Origin of the sequence: Brevibacterium rongguiense (genome assembly GCF_009857845.1) — a bacterium.
Lineage (GTDB): Bacteria > Actinomycetota > Actinomycetes > Actinomycetales > Brevibacteriaceae > Brevibacterium > Brevibacterium rongguiense.
In genome coordinates this window covers 1-17,374 of record NZ_WWEQ01000028.1, presented here as the reverse complement: position 1 = coordinate 17,374, position 17,374 = coordinate 1, and the positions used below count along the sequence as shown (strand labels likewise).

Here is a 17,374-nt window from a genome sequence, read left to right as displayed (position 1 = left end):
GCGCCGCCCACCCGGCCGAGCACCCAGAGCACAGCGAGCAGAAGGGGGAGTCCCGATGAAGATCGTCGCCGTCTCCGCATCCATGTCCGAGTCCTCGTCCTCGACCGCGCTGGGCGAGCGCGTCCTGCGCGCCGTGCGCAAGCGGGCGGAGGAGTCCGGGACCGAGGCGCAGGTGAGCACCGTGAGCCTGCGCGACCTCGCCCACGACCTCGTCGACATGACGCTGACGGGCATGCCCACGCCCCGCCTCGAGGAGGCGTTCGCCGAGATCGAGTCCGCGGACGCCGTCGTGGCGATCACCCCGGTCTACAACGCCGCGCCCGTGGGCATCTTCACGCTGTTCTGGCAGCTCTTCCCGGAGGGCGGCCTGCAGGGCAAGCCCGTCCTGCTCGCCGCCACCGGCGGCACCGCCCGCCACTCGCTCGTGCTGGACTCCCAGGTGCGCCCGGTCATCGCCTACCTCAAGGGCATCGTGCTGCCCACCACCGTCTACGCGGCGACCGAGGACTGGGGCGCTGGGGGCGGCGCCGGCTCGCCGAACGCGCGGGCCGAGGCCGGCGCGGCCGAGCTCATGGGCCTCGTGTGCTCGATCCGCACCGGCGTGGGCGGACCCGACCGCGCCGCCGCGGCTCCGGGCACCGACGCCGAGGTGGCGGAGCCCCACCGCCGCCCCGACGAGTTCGACCCGGCGCAGGTCACGCCATTCGAGCAGCTGCTCAACATGGGCTGAGCCGCCCGGGCCCGCCGGGCCAGGGGCCCGGGCCCGCCGGGCCACGGCCCGCGGCGCTCGAGCGCCGCGCCCCTGGCCTGTAGGCGGGGTCACGCCCGCGCTGGCACTCGGCGCCGAGGCCGGGGCGCGGCTACGAGTCGTCGCGGCCGCGCCTCTGCGCGGCCGGGCTCGCGTCTCTGCGCGACCGCGGCCGGGTCTGCCAGACTGGGGCCATGACGACGCTCGACATCCACACGATCGCCTTCCCCACCGCGGCGCTGCGCGACGCGGTCCAAGCCGAGGTCCCCGCGGACGACCGCGCAGGCCTCGACCTCATCGTCTGGTCGCCCGAGGGCCGCCGCGGGCCGGGCAACGAGACCGGCGGCGGTACCAGCGGCGGCGAATCGGTGGGCGGCGGCGAATCCGCGGGTGGCAGCGCGCCGGACCCGGACGACATCGACGCGGTCGTCATGCCCTACATGGGGGCAGGCGAGGCGGTGTCCGCGCTCGAGGGCCTGGCGCACCTCAAGCTCATCCAGATGCAGAGCACGGGCTATGACCCCGTCGCGGATTTCGAGGGCCGCATCCGGATCGCCACCGGCGCCGGCGCCCACGCCGCGGCCACCGCGGAGCTGGCAGTGGGCCTCGCGCTCGCCCGGCTGCGCGGGATCGACGTCGCCGCGCGCAACATGCCCTCGGGCACCTGGGCCCACGAGCGGCGCTGGTCGCTCGTCGACCGCACCGCGCTCATCGTCGGCGTCGGCGGCATCGGCGAGGAGATCCGCGCCCGCCTCGAGCCCTTCGGCGTCACGGTGCTGCGCGCCGGCAGCCGCGAGCGCGACGACGAGCACGGCCATGTCTACGCAAGCGATGACCTGGGCGAGGTGCTCCCGCGCGCGGAGCTCGTCTTCCTCATCACCCCGCTCACCGATGCGACCCACCACCTCGTCGATGCGGACTTCCTCGCCCGACTGCCAGACGGCGCCATGATCGTCAACGTCTCCCGCGGTGCCGTCGTCGACACGGACGCGCTGCTCGCCGAGCTCGAATCCGGCAGGCTCCAGGCCGCGCTCGACGTCGTCGACCCGGAGCCGCTGCCCAGCGACCACCCGCTGTGGCGCGCCCCGAACACCCTCATCACGCCCCACGAGGGCGGGGACACGAGCGCGTTCGAACCGCGCATCATCGCGATCCTCGCCCAGCAGGTGCGCCGGATCGCCGCCGGCGAGGACCTCCTCAACGCCGTCGGATCCTGAGCGCGCAGCGCCGCGAGGGCGGGGGCCGGGAATTCCCGGCCCCCGCCCTCGCGGCGTGTGAGCGGTCTACTTCGAGGGATCCACGAGGATCTTCACCGCGGTCTCGGGGCGGTTGATGAGGGTGTCGAAGCCCTTGTCGATGACCTCGTCGAGCCCGAGCACGGCCGTGATGAACGGCTTGAGGTCGATCTTGCCGTCCTGGACCATGCGGATCGTGTCCGCGTGATTGGACACGTAGGCGATCGTGCCGCGCAGGTCGATCTCGCGGACCACGAGGGCGTGCATGTCGAGTTCGGCCCGGTGGCCCCAGATGGCCTCCATGACGACGACGCCGCCGGGGCGCACGGCGTTGAGCAGCGTGTTGATCGTCGCGTTGACGCCGGCCGCGTCGAAGCCCACGTCCGGCCCCTCGCCGGTGATCTCGCGCACGCGCTCCACGACGTCCTCCTGGCTGGGATCGACGATGTGGTCCGCGACACCGGTGGTGCGCGCCATCTCCTTGCGCGCCTCGGCGAGCTCGGAGACGATGACGGTGACGCCCAGGCCCTTGAGCACTGCGGCCGTGAGCAGGCCGATCGGGCCCGCCCCGGACACGAGCGCCGACTGCCCGGCTCGCACGCCCGAGCGCTGCACGGCGTGGTAGGCCACGGTGAGCGGCTCGATGAGCGCGGCCTCGTCGAGCGGCACATCGCCCACGGGATGGACCCAGCGCTCATCGACGACGATCTTCTCGCTCAGGCCGCCGCCCCCGCCGGCCAGGCCGATGAAGCCCATCTTCGTGCACAGGTGGTAGTCGCCGCGCCGGCACTGGGGGCACTCGCCGCACACGAAGTAGGGCTCGACGACGACGGAATCGCCCGGCTTGACCGAGTCGACCCCGGCGCCCACCTCCTCGACGACGCCGGACATCTCGTGGCCCAGGGTCACCGGAAGGGTCTCGCCGCTCAGCGGGTGCGGGGTGTCGTGGCCGGGACAGAAGATGGGGCCGTCGAGGTATTCGTGGAGGTCCGTGCCGCAGATGCCGCAGTAGGCCACCCGGATCTTCACGGCGCCCTCGCGCAGCTCGGGCTCGGGGATGTCTTCGACGCGGATGTCGTGGTCGGCGTGGAATCGCAGGGCTCGCATGGGGATCTCCTTGGCCGCCGCTGGCCGGCGGCATCGCTGGTAGGACGCCTCCACAGTAGGACTCACCTGCATACCGGTGCATGGGTCGATGAGGGGTGGGACCGCGGGTCTTGCGGCGGGGCGCGGGCCTTGACTTCGAGGAGCGAACAGGGGGACGCGGGCAGCCGCCGTGGGGCAATCGCCCATGAGCGGCGGACTCTTCGCGGTGGCATTTTCGGCGGTGTCCCGGTCGCCAGGGCCGGGCAGGGAAGCGCTGCGGCGCTGGAGGGGGAGCAGGCTGGAGGATCGGCACGCGCCATTGCGCGGCGAGCACCCCACAGGGGTTCGTTCGGCAGGAGGCCGGTCGAGGGAACACTGAGACCGGTCAAGCGGACCTTGGGGTGCCAGGGTCGGATATTCTCGGCCCCAGTGGTCTGCCAGCGAGAGTGCGGCGCGCCGGTGGCCCGTTCGGTCAGCCGGCGTCGGGGCCGGTGGGCAGGCGCCCGGGTCCGGAGGCCGGGCGGGTGCCCGGGCGCGGAGGCCGGGCAGGCGCTCGGGTGCGGAGGCCGGGTGGGCGCCCGGGTGCGCGGGGCGATGGACAGGCCCGCGCCTCGGCGGTGGATTCGGATATGAAAGTGCGCGCAAAAGGCCCCGCCGAACGGACCCGGGGCTCGAGCGCACGGGACGCGTCACCGCGCGGGCCCGGCGGCGCGCGGGGCCGGCGTCCGCCATGCGACCCGCGGCGCGGACGCCCGCGAGACCGGTCATAGACTGCGCGCATGAGCTCTCAGACCCCCGACTTCGTCCCCGCCGCGGCCCAGGCCGAGCCCGGTATCGACATCAAGCCGCGCTCGCGCGACGTCACCGACGGCCTCGAGCGCGCGGCCGCGCGCGGCATGCTGCGCGCGGTGGGCATGGGCGACGACGACTGGGGCAAGCCGCAGATCGGCGTCGCGTCGTCGTGGAACGAGATCACGCCGTGCAACCTCACTCTCGACAAGCTGGCGGGATTCGCCAAGGAGGGCGTCCACGCCGCGGGAGGCTACCCCCTGGAGTTCGGCACGATCTCCGTCTCCGACGGCATCTCCATGGGCCACGAGGGCATGCACTACTCGCTCGTCAGCCGCGAGGTCATCGCGGACTCGGTCGAGACGGTGTTCGGCGCCGAGCGCCTGGACGGCTCCGTCCTCATGGCCGGCTGCGACAAGTCCATCCCCGGCATGCTCATGGCCGCCGCGCGCCTGGGCCTGTCCAGCGCCTTCCTCTACAACGGCTCGATCATGCCCGGCACAGCCAAGCTCTCCGACGGCACGGAGAAGGAGGTCACCCTCATCGACGCGTTCGAGGCGGTGGGCGCCTGCCGGGCCGGGAAGATGACGGAGGCGGACGTCGACGCGATCGAGCGGGCCGTCTGCCCCGGCGAGGGCGCGTGCGGCGGCATGTACACGGCCAACACCATGGCCTCGGCCGCCGAGGCGATGGGCATGTCCCTGCCCGGCTCCGCCGCGCCGCCGGCCATCCACCGCAACCGCACCGTCTTCGCCCGCCAGTCCGGCGAGGCCGTCGTGGGCCTGCTGCGCCGGGGGATCACGACCAAGGACATCATCACGTACGAGTCGCTGTGCAATGCGATCGCGGTGGTCATGGCGTTCGGCGGCTCGACGAACGCGGTGCTCCACCTGCTGGCCATCGCCCACGAGGCCGGGGTCCGCCTCGAGCTCGACGACTTCAATCGGATCGGCGACAAGGTGCCCCACCTGGGCAACGTCAAGCCGTTCGGCGACTACGTCATGAACGACGTCTTCAAGATCGGCGGCGTGCCGGTCGTCATGAAGGCGCTGTTGGACAACGGGTTGCTCACGGGCGACTGCATGACGGTGACCGGCAAGACGGTCGCGGAGAACCTCAAGAACATCAACCCGCCGGACCCCGACGGCAAGATCCTGCGCGCCCTGAACAACCCGCTCCACCCCACCGGCGGGCTCACGGTCCTCAAGGGCTCACTCGCCCCGGACGGCGCGATCGTGAAGTCCGCGGGCTTCGACGCGGACGTCTTCGAGGGCACCGCGCGCGTCTACGACCGCGAGCAGCCGGCCATGGACGCCGTGCTCAACGGCGAGCTCAAGCCCGGCGACGTCGTCGTCATCCGCTACGAGGGCCCCAAGGGCGGGCCGGGGATGCGGGAGATGCTCGCGATCACGGGCGCCATCAAGGGCGCGGGGATCGGCAAGGACGTCCTTCTCATCACCGACGGCCGGTTCTCCGGCGGATCCACCGGCCTGTGCATCGGCCACGTGGCGCCGGAGGCCGTGGACGGCGGGCCGATCGCGTTCATCGAGGACGGCGATCCCATCCGGGTCGACATCGCCGAGCGCACCATCGAACTCGATGTCAGCGAGGACGAGATGGAGCGGCGCCGGCGCGCTTGGCAGCTGCCGGCCAACCCGCGGCTGCACGGGGTGCTGGGCAAGTACGCGAAGCTCGTCCAGAGCGCCGCGAAGGGTGCCGTCACGACGGACTGAGCGGCGGGCCGGTGCAGGCTGAAAGCGCCTGGCGAGCGCTGATGGCGTTGGGGTGGCGGTGTTCAGCGAACCTCGGGGGACCGAGCGCGGAAGGATCGCGCGGCTCAGGTCGAGGGCATCCCCAGGACAGGTCTGGTCACCGTAGCCGCATGGTCGTCCATGGAGAGTGAACGCCGGGGACGGTGGACGTCCGCCACACCGGGCGTGCCAACGGCTCAGCAGTCCGGTGGCAGGGGCCGGGTGGGAATGCATGCCGGCGAGGGGAGAGACAATGACGATCACGCACATCACGGGGTGGGGGACGGGGAAGGCCGCTGAGACGGTGCTGCGCGACCCGTTCGCCCCATCGCCGGTCGAGTTCGGACTGGGAGCCGATGCACGTGCCGTTGACGAATCCGGACCCGAACCTGACAGGGATCGACCGGGGGACGGGGCCGTGGCTGGTACGGCGGTCGGTGGCGCAGCGGATGGGGGCGCCGAGAGCGGCCGGGCGGTGGGCAGTCGAGCTCCCGGGCCGGGCACCAAGGGCACCCGTGCGGTCGCCCCCGGTGCATCCGTTGCCGCTCAGCGCGTGACCGAATCCGTCTCGGCCCTGGCCGATGTGCCCGTGCGGGCGCGGCTCTGGGAGTCCGAGCCGTTCGAGGTCGCCCCGTTCGGCGAGGCGATCGCGAGCTGGCGCGCGCACACGCCGCCCGGCACGCTGATCGAGGTGCAGCTGCGCGCGGGCACCGGCAGCGTGTGGTCGCAGTGGGCGGTTGCCGCGCGGTGGTCCGCCGGGATCGACTACGACGTGACCGGCGGCAGCGGTTTGGGTGCCAACGGATCCGACTGCCCCGCAGCCGATGGCACCGCCGACGTCGGCACCGCCGGCGTTGGTGCAGCGGGCGTTGGTGCAGCGGCCGAAGTCACACCGGGCGGTGCGACCGGGGGAGGTGGCGGTTGGCCGGACTTCCATTCGCACACCGTGGCCGACCAGGCACCGTTCGGGCTGCGCGTCGATGCGGACACGATCGCAGTGAACGAGGCCGAACTGGGAGGTCCCGCCTCCCGCGTCGAGGTGCGTGCGCTGCTCTTCGCCCCGGAGGGCAGCCCCCTGCCCCGGCTCGAACGGGTCTCGGTGCTGACGCGCCCGAAGACGGGGGCCTCGACGGCGGAGCCGACCGTCTCGCAGCCGCGGGGCCGTGACATCGACCTGAGACTGCCCGCCTTCTCACAGCGGCTGGCCGGCGCGATCCCGGGGCATGCCGACGGCGGTTCGTGGTGCTCGCCCACCTCGCTTGCGATGCTGCTCGCGTATGCGCGAACGCCTGCGGCAAATGGTTCGGAGCCGGAGCCGGAGCCGGCGTCGGGGGTGCGGCCAGGCTCGGGGCCGGGGTCAGGGTCGAGGCCGGGGTTGGGCGCGCGTGAGGCAGCGCCCGCGATCGCCGAGACCATGCGCCGCGTGTGGGACTACTCGTACGGCGGCGCCGGGAACTGGGCATTCAACGCGGCCTGGGCGGCCAGCCTTGGCTTCGACGCCTACGTCGATGCGCTGCCGGATCTGCGCGCCGGTGAGGAGCTGCTGGCCGCGGGGGAGCCGTTCGCCGCCTCGGTGACGTTCGCGCGGGAGGACCTGCCGGAGGCCGGCTACGAGACGGCGGGGCATCTGCTCGTCGTCTCGGGGGTGACGGCCGAAGGAGACGTGCGCGTGCACGATCCCGCCGCCGCAGACAACGCGAGCGTGCGGCGGACCTACGCCCGTGCGGCCTTCGAGCGGGCGTGGTTGGGCGGCAGTGGCGGCATTGTCTATCGGGTTCGTTCCTGAGGTCTTCACTTGGTGGGTGCTGTTGGATGAGGTGAAGGGTTTCCGACCGTCCGGGCGGTGGTAGGGCCGCACAGTCTTCACGCGGTGGCGCGCGGCCGATCGGGTGAAGACTTCGCCCGACCGGCCTTCGAGCGGGCGTGGTTGGGCGGCAGTGGCGGCATCGTCTATCGGGTTCGTTCCTGAGGTCTTCACTTGGTGGGTGCTGTTGGATGAGGTGAAGGGTTTCCGACCGTCCGGGCGGGGATAGGTCCGCACAGTCTCCACGCAGTGGCGCGCGGCCGATCGGGTGAAGACTTCGCCCGACCGGCCTTCGAGCGGGCGTGGTTGGGCGGCAGCGGCGGCATCGTCTACCGGGTTCGTTCCTGAGGTCTTCACTTGGTGGGCGCTGTTGGATGAGGTGAAGGGTTTCCGACCGTCCGGGCGGTGGTAGAGCCGCACAGTCTTCACGCGGTGGCGCGCGGCCGATCGGGTGAAGACCTCGCCGCTCGGCGCCGTCCACAGCGCGGCTCCATCCGCAGGGTTGTCCACAGCAAGGACGGTGCACCCCTACCACGGGGACGGCTTCCGTAGTCTCCCGCCATGGACGAACCGCCCGCCGCAGACGCCCTCCCCGCCAGGGCCCGCGTCCTGCCCCCAATCCACACCGCCGCCCGGGCGTTCGCTGCCCGGGATGCGCACGTTAATAGGGGCACCCGCGTTGCCCGGGGTCCCCGTGCTGCTCGGACTCCCGATGCTGTCCGGTTTCGCTTCGCTGCCCGGGATGAGCATGCTGCCGGGGTCCCTCGCGTTGCCGGCGTTACCCACGCTGCCCGCTTACCCGTCGCTGCCCGGGGCTGCCTCGCGACCCACGATCCACTCGCCGCCAGGACCCGGTCGTGATCCACGATCCCCACGCCGTTCGGGACCCGGCTGCCACCTCTCTCACCGCCGGGACCGCGCGCTTCGGGGTGGAGGGCGGGAGTATCGGCGTCCGGGTCCGGCGCCCGGTGCGGGCGAGTGAGCACCCCCGGGGCGAGGCATCGCGGCTCGCGGTGAGGGAGATGCGCACGTACGCCCGGGAACTGGGCGGCCTTATCGTCCCGGGCGTTCGACTCTCACCCGACGTCGTCGACGTCGTCGAGGCTCCGGCCTGGGCGCAAGAGGATGAGGACTTCTGGCGTCTGCGCAATGCCCTGGCATGCCTGCAGGTCAAGCGGCCGGACGCGATCGCCGCAGGGTTCTCGTCGGCATATCTCCAGGGTCTGCCCGTCCGCCCGGGCCGCCTGGAGGTCGTCGTCCCGCGCGGTGGCAGCCGGGTGACCCACGCGGCCGTGGACGACCGGCGCAGCCTGCGCTACGAGCCAGTGGAGGTCGCAGGGGTGCGCGTGCAACGGCTGCGGTGCGCCCTGCTCGAGTTGGCACCGCGGCTGTCGGAGACCGACCTCGTGGTCGTGCTCGACGCGCTCGTCGGCGGTGGGCGGTGCGCGGCCACCGTGGACCTGGAAAAGCTCCGGCACTTCGTCGCGGACGAGCGCGCCTACAAGGGGCGGGCGGTGCTGCTCGCCGCGGTGGCGCGCTGCCGCGCGGGAGTGCGCTCGCCGCCGGAGACGAGACTGCGCCTTGCGCTGGTCGATGCGGGTCTGCCCGAACCCGCGGTCGCGCAGCCGATCCACATCCGCGGACTCGGCACGATCCACCCGGACCTGTCCTACGAGCGGCCGCGCATCGCACTCGAGTACGAGGGCGACCACCACCGCACCGATCCGCAGCAGTTCGGGTACGACCTGCAGCGCTACTTCGCCATGGAGTGCGACGGCTGGATCGTCCTGCGTGCGACGAAGACGATGGCCCACGCGTGGATCGTCGACCAGGTCCGGCGGCTGCTCAACGAGCGCGGCGCGCCGTGAGCGCTCGCCGTTGCCAGCTACCCGGTCGGTTGATTGGTGCCCTCGGAAGAACCCTTCACCTGATCGCGCGCTGCGCATCGGGTGAAGGGTTTTCGGCCACCGGCACGGCGGTGGGTAAGCGAACTCTTCACCCGATGCCGTTGGGACAATCGAGTGAAGACTTCACCCCGCGCCCCTGTCCTTGCCCGTGCTCAGCTCAGCGGAATGCGGCCCTTGAGCTGCTCGGCGCTCAGCGTTTCCTGCGCCGACTGCTCGATGACCTCCTTGGCCTTAGGCGTCGAGTCCCAGACGTTCCAGAGCAGGACCCCGCGCACGTGGCCGCCGTCGACGTAGTAGACGACCCCGGCGCTGTGGCCTGAGGTGAAGTCCTCGACCATCTCGAGGCTCGCATCGAGGGTGCCCACGGCCTCGTAGCCGAAGTCGTAGATGTCGGACCAGAAGATGGGCGTGTACGTGTAGGTCTCTTCGTCCTTGCCGGCGGCTGCGGCCGCCATGTTGTGACCCGCCGTGGTGCCCTGGTGCTCGGCATTGTCCACGTGCTCCACGCGGCGCACGCCCAGGAGCGCGTCGGGGTAGGAGGCGACGTCGCCGGCGGCCCACACGTCCGGGGCGCTCGTAGCGAGGCGTTCATCGACGACGATCCCATTGCCCACCTCGAGTCCGGCCTGCCGGGTGACCTGGTCGTTCGGCACGACGCCCAGGCCCGCGACGACGACATCGCCGGAGTAGGACTCGCCGGCTTCGGTTGTGACGGTGACGGAATCGCCGTGCACGGCGCCGCCGGTGACACGAGCCCCGGTGACGAGCGTGACACCGTGCTCGCGCAGGGCGCGCTCGATCTCATCGAGGACGATGGTGGGGAACATCTGCTGCAGGACCTGCTTGCCGGGCACGATGAGCGTGACCGCTACGTCGTTGAGCGACAGTGCCGCCGCGAGCTCCGAGCCGATGTAGCCGCCGCCCACGACGACGGCGCTGCTGCCCGGCTTCGCAAACTCGCGCAGTCGGCGGTAGTCCTGTGCGGTGCGGTAGTAGACGACGCGCGCGGAATCAGGCAGGTCGATGGTGCGCGGCTCCGCACCCGTGGCGATGAGCAGGCGGCTGTAGCCCACCTGCGAGGCGTCCGACAGGGTGAGCGCGTGTGCCGCGGTGTCGATCGCCGTCACCGATATCGAGGGGAGGAAGACGGCGCCGATGCCATCGTCGAGCAGCCAGTTGTCCTCGAGGCTTGCCTCCCCGTCCACCCAGAGGTCCTTCGACAGAGCCGGGCGGTAGACCGGGCCGTCGGGTTCGCGGCCGATGATCGCGATGCTGCCGTCCGCGTCCTTCTCGCGGATGGCGGCCGCCGCGCTGGCGGCCGCGACCCCCGCGCCGATGATGGCGTAGTCGTAGCGGTCCTGCTCTGCCATGGTGGTCCTCGCTTCCTCCGGCGCCGCGGCGACCGGGTGCTTGGGTGGGTGCGCGTTCTTCTTCGGAAACAGACTCGCGGGCCCAAAACTTCCGCTCGGACATAGGCGAATGCCCGGGGTGCGAGGTGCGAGGTACGAGGCGCCGTCTGTGTCGAGCACGAGCACGAATCCAAGGCCCAGTCCGAGCCCGAGGTTCGAGGCCCATCGCAAGCCGAGGCCAAGACTCGAGATTCACGACGAGTCTGAAACCGGGTCCGACCCCGAGCCCGAGGTACGAGGCTCGAGGCCCGGTTCAAGCTGAGGTCAAGGCTCGGGACCCAGGATGATAACGAGTCCGACCCCGTACCCGAGGCTCGAGGCCCAGTCCGAACCGTCACCAAGACTCAAGACTCGGGATGAGTACGAGTTTGCCCCGGAGGCCCAAAGCCCGCGACCCGAGGCCGGAGGCCAAGACCCCAGTCCGAGGCCCAGACTCGAGATGGAGGCCGAGCCCGAGCAAGCACCCGAGCCCGAGACCGAGTCCGCGGCCAAGCCCCAACGCGAGGTTCGAGGCCCGGCCCGATCCCGAACCTGAGGCTCGGGAACCGGTTCAAGCTGCAGCCGAGACTCAAGACCCAGCCTGAGTCCGGGGTTCGCCCAGCACCGCACCAGCGTCTCACCGCCGCTCGGACCGCGCGGTGCGCGCGAACGGCCGCCGGTGCTACGCCAGCGTGTCGCGCCAGGCCGCGTGCAGCTGGGCGAAGCGGCCGGTGCCGGCGATGAGGTCAGCAGGCTTACCGTCCTCGACGATCCGGCCGTGCTCCATGACGAGCACGCGGTCGGCGATCTCCACCGTCGAAAGGCGGTGGGCGATGACGATGGCGGTGCGGCCGCGCAGCACGGTCTCCAGGGCGTTCTGCACGAGCCGCTCGGAGGGGATGTCGAGGTGCGCGGTCGCCTCGTCGAGCACGATGACATCCGGATCGGCGAGGAAGACCCGCGCAAAGGACACGAGCTGGCGCTGACCCGAGCTCAGGCGCCCTCCGCGCTTCTTCACGTCCGTGGCGTATCCCGCGGGCAGGCGACGGACGTAGTCGTCGAGGCCGACCGCGCGGGCGGCGGCCTCGACCTGCGCATCGGTGGCCTCGGGCCGGCCGACGCGGATGTTGTCAGCGATCGTGCCGGAGAACAGGAACGATTCCTGGGTGACCATGACGACGGCGCGGCGCAGCTGCGCATTGGCGACCTCGCGCAGGTCCACGCCGTCCAGCAGCACCGCGCCGGCGCTCGGATCGTAGAAGCGGGTGAGGAGCTTGACGAGCGTCGACTTGCCCGCACCCGTCGAGCCCACGAGGGCGACCGTCTGCCCCGCCGGCACGGCGAGGTCGAAGCTCGGCAGGACATCCGGCCCGTCGCCGTAGGCGAAGCGGACGCCGCGGAACTCGAGCGCGCGCCCGGCGCCGTCCGCCCGTCCACCGCGGCCGCCGCCCGCGCGCTCACCGCCGCCGGTCGCAGGCAGCGCGACCGGCTCCCGCGCCTCGGCGACCGCGGGCTCCGTGTCGAGGACGGCCGTGATCTTCTCGAGCGCGGCGGAGGCCGACTGGTAGAGGTTGAAGCTCTGGACCAGCTCGTCGAGCGGGTTGTAGAAGCGGCGCAGGTAGAGGAGGAACGCGGCGAGCACGCCCACCTGGGCGGCGTCCTCGAGGACGAGCCAGGCGCCCACGATGACGATCGCGAACTGCGTGACGTTGCCGATGAGGCGGGTCAGACCGGAGAACCAGGCGACCCCGCGCAGGGCGTCGGTGTTGGCGTCGCAGTACTGCTCGTCTTCTCGGGCGAGGGTGTGCCGGCCCGCCGGCTGGCGGCGGAAGGCCTGGACGGCGCGGATGCCGCCCATCGTCTCCGTGAAGTGCACGATGACCTTCGCGATCGACGTGCGCGTGCGGCGGTATGCGGTGCGCTGGGCGCGCTGCGCGGCCCGCGAGACGAAGAACAGGGGGATGAAGCCCGCGAAGACGATGAGGGCGAGCGGCACGTTGAGCCACACGAGGATGACCGCGATCGCCGCCATCGACAGGATGCCCAGCGCGGATTCGATGAGCGCGAAGGACAGGAAGTCCTGCACGGACTCCATGTCCGAGCTCTGGCGCGCCACGAGCCTGCCCGACGTCGAGCGCTCGTGATACCCGAGGTCCAGGCGCTGGATGTGGCGGAAGAGGCGCCGGCGCAGGTCGAGCATGATCCGCTGGGCGGTGATGCCCATGAGCCGGGTCGAGGCGAACGAGGCTGCGCCGCCCACCAGCGCGGACGCCACGAAGGCCGCGATGGCCGACCACAGGGCGCCGAAGTCGCCGTCCGCTGCCCGCGGCAGGCCGTCGTCGAGGGCCTGGGCCACGAACACCGGGCCGATCGTCGCCGCGCACGCCGAGACGACGATGACGAGCGAGAGCACGATGACCGAGCCCAGGCGCGGGCGCACGAGCGAGAACAGCAGGCGCCGGGCCCGCTTGGAGATGTCCGGGGGCAGCGCATCGGGTTCGGCCTCCGCCGAGGCGCTCGCGGGCGCGCTCATGTGCGTCCCTCTCCGCTCGGTGCGGAGGCGCCGTCGGGGCCCCGAGGCGCACGCACCCCGGCGCCTGCCACCCCCTCGGCCGAGGTTGCGGGAGCTGTGGCGCCCGGCGCGCCATCGGCACTCGCCGCCCCTCCGGCTGCGGTCTGGTCCGCAGTCCCGGCATCGGCCACGGACCCGCTGCTTGCCACCGCTTCGGCCCGCGCCGCAGTTCCGCAGCCGGTCGCAGCCCCGGCCTCGGTCACCTCCACAGCCAAGCCCGCAGCCACACCCATCGCTCCCGCACCCGAGGCAGCCACACCCGGGGCCGGCGAGTCCTGTGCCGCCGCGGGGCCGGTGGTCGGGCTCGCGCCCATGAGGTCGCGGTAGAGCGCCGAGGTGCGCAGCAGCTCGTGGTGGGTGCCCCGGGCCGCGATCCGGCCCTCGTGGAGGACCGCCACCTCGTCGGCCAGCGCCGCGGTGGAGGGACGGTGGGCGATGATGAGCGTCGTGGAGTCCGGCAGCACGCGGGCGAGCTCGCGCTGGACGCGGTCCTCCGTGTCGACGTCGACCGCGGAGAGTGGATCGTCGAGGACGAGCACCCGCGGGGTGCCCACGATCGCGCGGGCGAGGGCGAGCCGCTGCCGCTGGCCGCCGGAGAGCGCCATGCCCTGCTCGCCCACCTGCGTGTCCAGCCCCTCGGGCAGCGCCTCGGCGAATTCGAGGGCCTGGGCGATGCCGAGTGCCCGGCGCACCTGCGCGTCATCGGCGCCCGGCGCACCGATCGCCACGTTCTCGCGCACCGTTGCGGAGAAGAGGATGGGGTCCTCGAACGCGACGGCGACGAGGGAGCGCAGCTCGCCCAGGGGGATGTCCCGGATGTCCGTGCCGTCCAGGCGCACCGCGCCGTCCGTGATGTCCTGCAGGCGCGGGATGAGGGCGGCGAGCGCGGACTTGCCGGAGCCCGTGGCGCCCACGAGCGCCACCGTCCGGCCCGGCTCGATGTGCAGGCTCAGGCCGGTGAGCGTGTCCGCGGCCGCATCGCCGAAGCGGAAGTCCACGTCGTCGAAGTCGACGCGTCCGCGCCACGCGCGCACCGGCGGCGCGTCGGCGATCGCGCCTCCGGCGTCCGTGATGCCCAGCGGCAGGTCCATGACCTCCCAGTAGCGGGCGGCTGCGGTCATGGTCATGAGGAGATCGGAGAGGAGGAAGCCGAACATCTCGATGGGCATGCGCAGCACCATCGTGATCGTGACGGCCGCGACGACGGTGCCGATCGTCGTCCACCCGGCGAGCACGCCCCACGCGCCCACCGCGAGGATCGCTGCCTGGGCGAGCGTGGGCAGGCACAGGATCGTGCCCCACAGCCACGAGTCGAGTTTGGCCTTGCGCACCTCGAGGCCGGCCAGGCGCTGCGCGAGGGCGTCGAAGCGCCGGGCCATCCACGGCTCGCGGCCGAATGCCTTGAGGATGCGCACCCCCTGGACGGACTCCTCGGCGGCGGTGGTGACCTCGCCCATCGTGTCCTGCGACTGGCGGGAGGTGATGCGGTACTTCGACTCGAAGACCGCGATGACGGCGATCGTGGGGACCGCCATGAGCGCGATGATGAGCCCGAAGACCGGCTGCATCACGGTGAGCACGATCGTGCCGATGAGGATGACGATGGGCGTGACGACGATGAAGGGGCCGCCGAACGCGAAGAACCGGCGCATCTGCGACATGTCGTTCGTGGCGCGGGAGAGCAGCTGGCCCGACTCCCACGCGTCGTGCGTGGGCACGGAGACGTACTGGAGGCGGTCATAGAGGCGCCCGCGCCACACGATCTCCCAGTGCGAGGCGACCGGGGCGACGATCATGCGCCGGCCGAACAGCGCGGCGGCCTCCGCGATGCCCACCGCGAGGATCGCGAGCGCGGGTGCCCAGAGACCCGCGAGGTTGTGGTGGGCGATGGGCCCGTCGATGATGTCCCCGGTGAGCAGCGGGATGACGAGCGTAATGCCATTGCCGATCAGCGTGAGCACGATGACCAGCGAGTATGTGCCCAGCCGTGCCCGGATGTCGGGCCAGAAGCGGAGGAGTGGGCGCATGGTCGCTCATCCTACGCGGCGGCGCGCCGCGCGGGCCCTCAGCCTGCCGTGTGCACCAGGCGGGTGAGGACCTCGGCGTGGGCGGTGTGGGGGAACATGTCGAGCAGCTGCGCGCTCGCGACCCGCATGCTCGGCATCGCGGCGAGGTCCCGGGCCAGGGTCGCGGGGTTGCAGCTGGAGTACACGACGTCGGGGATGCCGCTGGCCTCGATCCACGCGGCCATCGCCTCCCCGATGCCGCGCCGGGGCGGGTTGACGATGAGGACGTCCGGCGGGCCGGTGCGCTCGGCCTGGGCGCGCGCCCAGGCGAAGGCGTCGGCGGCGATGAAGTCCGCGTCCAGGCCCAGCTCCGCCGCCGTCTCCGCCGCCGAGGCGATGGCCTGGTCACTGAGCTCCACACCGGTCACGCTGCGCGCGGCGGGGTTCGGCCTGGCTGCGGCGGCCCCGCGCATTCCCGTCGCGCCGGTGCGCGGCACTCCAGTCGGCGCGGTGCGCGGCACCTCAGCCAGTGGGGCGCTCGCCACACCTGCGGGGGCGGCGGCTGCGCATGCGACCGCGGCGGGCGCTCCTGCTGAGGCGGTGCCGGGCGGCGCGCAGTGGAGGGCGAAGCCGCCCACCCCGCAGAACAGGTCCCACACGCGCAGCGGCTCCGGGGCGGCGGCAGCGTGCGCGGTCGCGGCCGGTTCCGCCCCGGCCCGCGCCTCGGCGAGCTCGTCGATCCACGCACCCACCTGCGCGTACAGCCGGCTGGCCACGGCGGTGTTCGTCTGCAGGAACGACTGGGGACGCACGCGCAGCGGGATGCGCCCCTGCGTCACCCGCAGGAAGTCCGCCCCGGCGATGTGAATCTCCTCGGGGCCCTCGAGCACCGCGGTGTGGCCGGGGTTGAGGTTGGCCGAGACGACCTCGACACCCGGCACGGCGGCCTGGAGCGAGGGCAGGTGCTCCGCGATGCGGGCAATGGACTTGGGGGAGCTCAGGACAAAGCGCACCATGAGCGCGCCCCCGTCGCCGCAGGTGACGAGCACGTGCTTGAGGTCGCCCCGGCGGCGCTGCACGTCAAAGGGGGCGACCTGGGCGCGGCGGATGAGCGCGGGGAGGTGCTCGAGCAGCCGGTGGATGGGCGCGGGGTAGAGGGGGCAGTCGCGCAGGTCGACGCCCTCGCCCGCCTCGTCGCGGATCCCGAGGACCGGCTGGGATGCCGTGCCGGAGACGACCATCTTCGCCTTGTTCCGGAAGCCGGTCTCCGGGCCGACGATGGGGGAGTGCCAGATGCCCGGCGCGCCGGCCGAGGGGCCGACACGAGCAGTGCGGAAGGACCTGGCGGGAGCGGCGTCGACCCCGCTGACGGAAGCGCTGCGGGGGCTGCCCGCGACGGAAGCAGCGCCGGGCCCGCCGGTGACCGGAGAAGCACTGAGGGCGTCGCCGGCAGCCATGGCGAATGGCGCGAGGAGGTCCGCGATGCGCGCCTGGGCCTGCGCGATGCGCGCGCCCATGGGCACCGGCAGCAGGGTGCACGACCGGCACCGCCCGGCCTCGAAGTGTTCGCAGCGCATGGGGCGACAGTCTAGGCCGCTCCGCGGTGCACCGGCCGCATGCCGCGGGGCCGTCCAACACGCGCTCTCCAGCCCCTGGCCGCTCCGCGGCGCACCGGCCGCCGCCCGTCGCCTCGCCAGTGCGTCTTGCGGCTTCCTCCGCGCCCGTCTTACATCGCGAGACGGCATGCCTCGCGAATTGGCCAAGCGCTCCTGCCGCGTCTACTGTGATCCCATGAACACGCTCATTGTCGTCCTTATTGAGAAGCGCGCGGAGAACCCGTAAGCGTCTGAATCGGACGACTCGCCGCGCGCCCCTCCCGGACACCGGAAGGGGCGTTTCTTATGAGCGGACACGGAGCCCCGGCCCACCGGCCGGCACCGGGCGAGCGACCACCAGAGTTCGAAGGAGTCACCTTGGCAGCCTCATCCACGGCAGCGACGCCGCAGCCGCCTGCCTCGCCCGCCTCGGGCGCCCCCGGCTCGCCGGCGGCCCAGCCCGGCGCCTCGGCCGAGGAGCGCGCCGCGGCCG

10 protein-coding genes are annotated in these 17,374 nt (G+C 72.3%); 5 read left to right on the top strand and 5 right to left on the bottom strand.

Annotated features, from left to right (window positions below; genetic code table 11):
• Positions 1-55: 55 nt before the first annotated feature.
• Both GSY69_RS07845 and GSY69_RS07840 read left to right on the top strand, forming a co-directional pair.
• The gene (locus GSY69_RS07845) at positions 56-730 is read left to right on the top strand and encodes a CE1759 family FMN reductase (RefSeq protein WP_160953314.1); all 675 of its coding nucleotides are present in this window, start codon (positions 56-58) and stop codon (positions 728-730) included.
• 212 nt (positions 731-942) lie between these two features.
• Positions 943-1,965: an NAD(P)-dependent oxidoreductase gene (locus tag GSY69_RS07840; protein WP_160953313.1), complete on the top strand. Its 1,023-nt coding sequence runs from the start codon at positions 943-945 to the stop codon at positions 1,963-1,965.
• A gap of 66 nt (positions 1,966-2,031) precedes the next feature.
• Here the strand turns inward: GSY69_RS07840 and GSY69_RS07835 are convergent, their stop codons facing one another.
• Positions 2,032-3,090 carry a 2,3-butanediol dehydrogenase gene (locus GSY69_RS07835; RefSeq protein ID WP_160953312.1) on the bottom strand — a complete coding sequence of 353 codons (1,059 nt, stop codon included), beginning with the start codon at positions 3,088-3,090 and terminating at the stop codon, positions 2,032-2,034.
• Between the two features lie 758 nt (positions 3,091-3,848).
• Here GSY69_RS07835 and ilvD point away from each other — a divergent pair.
• The 3 genes from ilvD to GSY69_RS07820 all read left to right on the top strand — a co-directional run bounded on the left by ilvD (position 3,849) and on the right by GSY69_RS07820 (position 9,281).
• Positions 3,849-5,591 (top strand): dihydroxy-acid dehydratase, encoded by a 1,743-nt coding sequence (ilvD, locus tag GSY69_RS07830; RefSeq protein ID WP_160953311.1) that lies wholly within the window; start codon positions 3,849-3,851, stop codon positions 5,589-5,591.
• Positions 5,592-6,162: 571 nt separating this feature from the next.
• On the top strand, positions 6,163-7,395 hold the full coding sequence (locus tag GSY69_RS14950; protein ID WP_160953310.1) for a C39 family peptidase: 1,233 nt from the start codon (positions 6,163-6,165) through the stop codon (positions 7,393-7,395).
• Positions 7,396-8,435: 1,040 nt separating this feature from the next.
• Positions 8,436-9,281, top strand: a complete 846-nt coding sequence (locus GSY69_RS07820; protein WP_160953309.1) for a GTPase — start codon at positions 8,436-8,438, stop codon at positions 9,279-9,281.
• Between the two features lie 191 nt (positions 9,282-9,472).
• On the opposite strand, the gene GSY69_RS07815 is transcribed toward GSY69_RS07820, so the two are convergent.
• The 4 genes from GSY69_RS07815 to GSY69_RS14625 form a co-directional block, all read right to left on the bottom strand.
• Positions 9,473-10,690, bottom strand: a complete 1,218-nt coding sequence (locus GSY69_RS07815) for an NAD(P)/FAD-dependent oxidoreductase (protein WP_160953308.1) — start codon at positions 10,688-10,690, stop codon at positions 9,473-9,475.
• Positions 10,691-11,390: 700 nt separating this feature from the next.
• Entirely contained in the window at positions 11,391-13,241 is a 1,851-nt protein-coding gene (locus GSY69_RS07810; protein ID WP_160953307.1) for an ABC transporter ATP-binding protein, read from the bottom strand.
• The gene (locus tag GSY69_RS07805; RefSeq protein WP_160953306.1) at positions 13,238-15,307 is read right to left on the bottom strand and encodes an ABC transporter ATP-binding protein; all 2,070 of its coding nucleotides are present in this window, start codon (positions 15,305-15,307) and stop codon (positions 13,238-13,240) included. The genes GSY69_RS07810 and GSY69_RS07805 overlap by 4 nt, the downstream gene beginning before the upstream one ends.
• 38 nt (positions 15,308-15,345) lie before the next feature.
• A complete protein-coding gene (locus GSY69_RS14625) occupies positions 15,346-16,863 on the bottom strand; it encodes a class I SAM-dependent methyltransferase (protein WP_235936389.1) in 1,518 nt (505 codons plus the stop codon).
• Positions 16,864-17,374 lie beyond the last annotated feature (511 nt).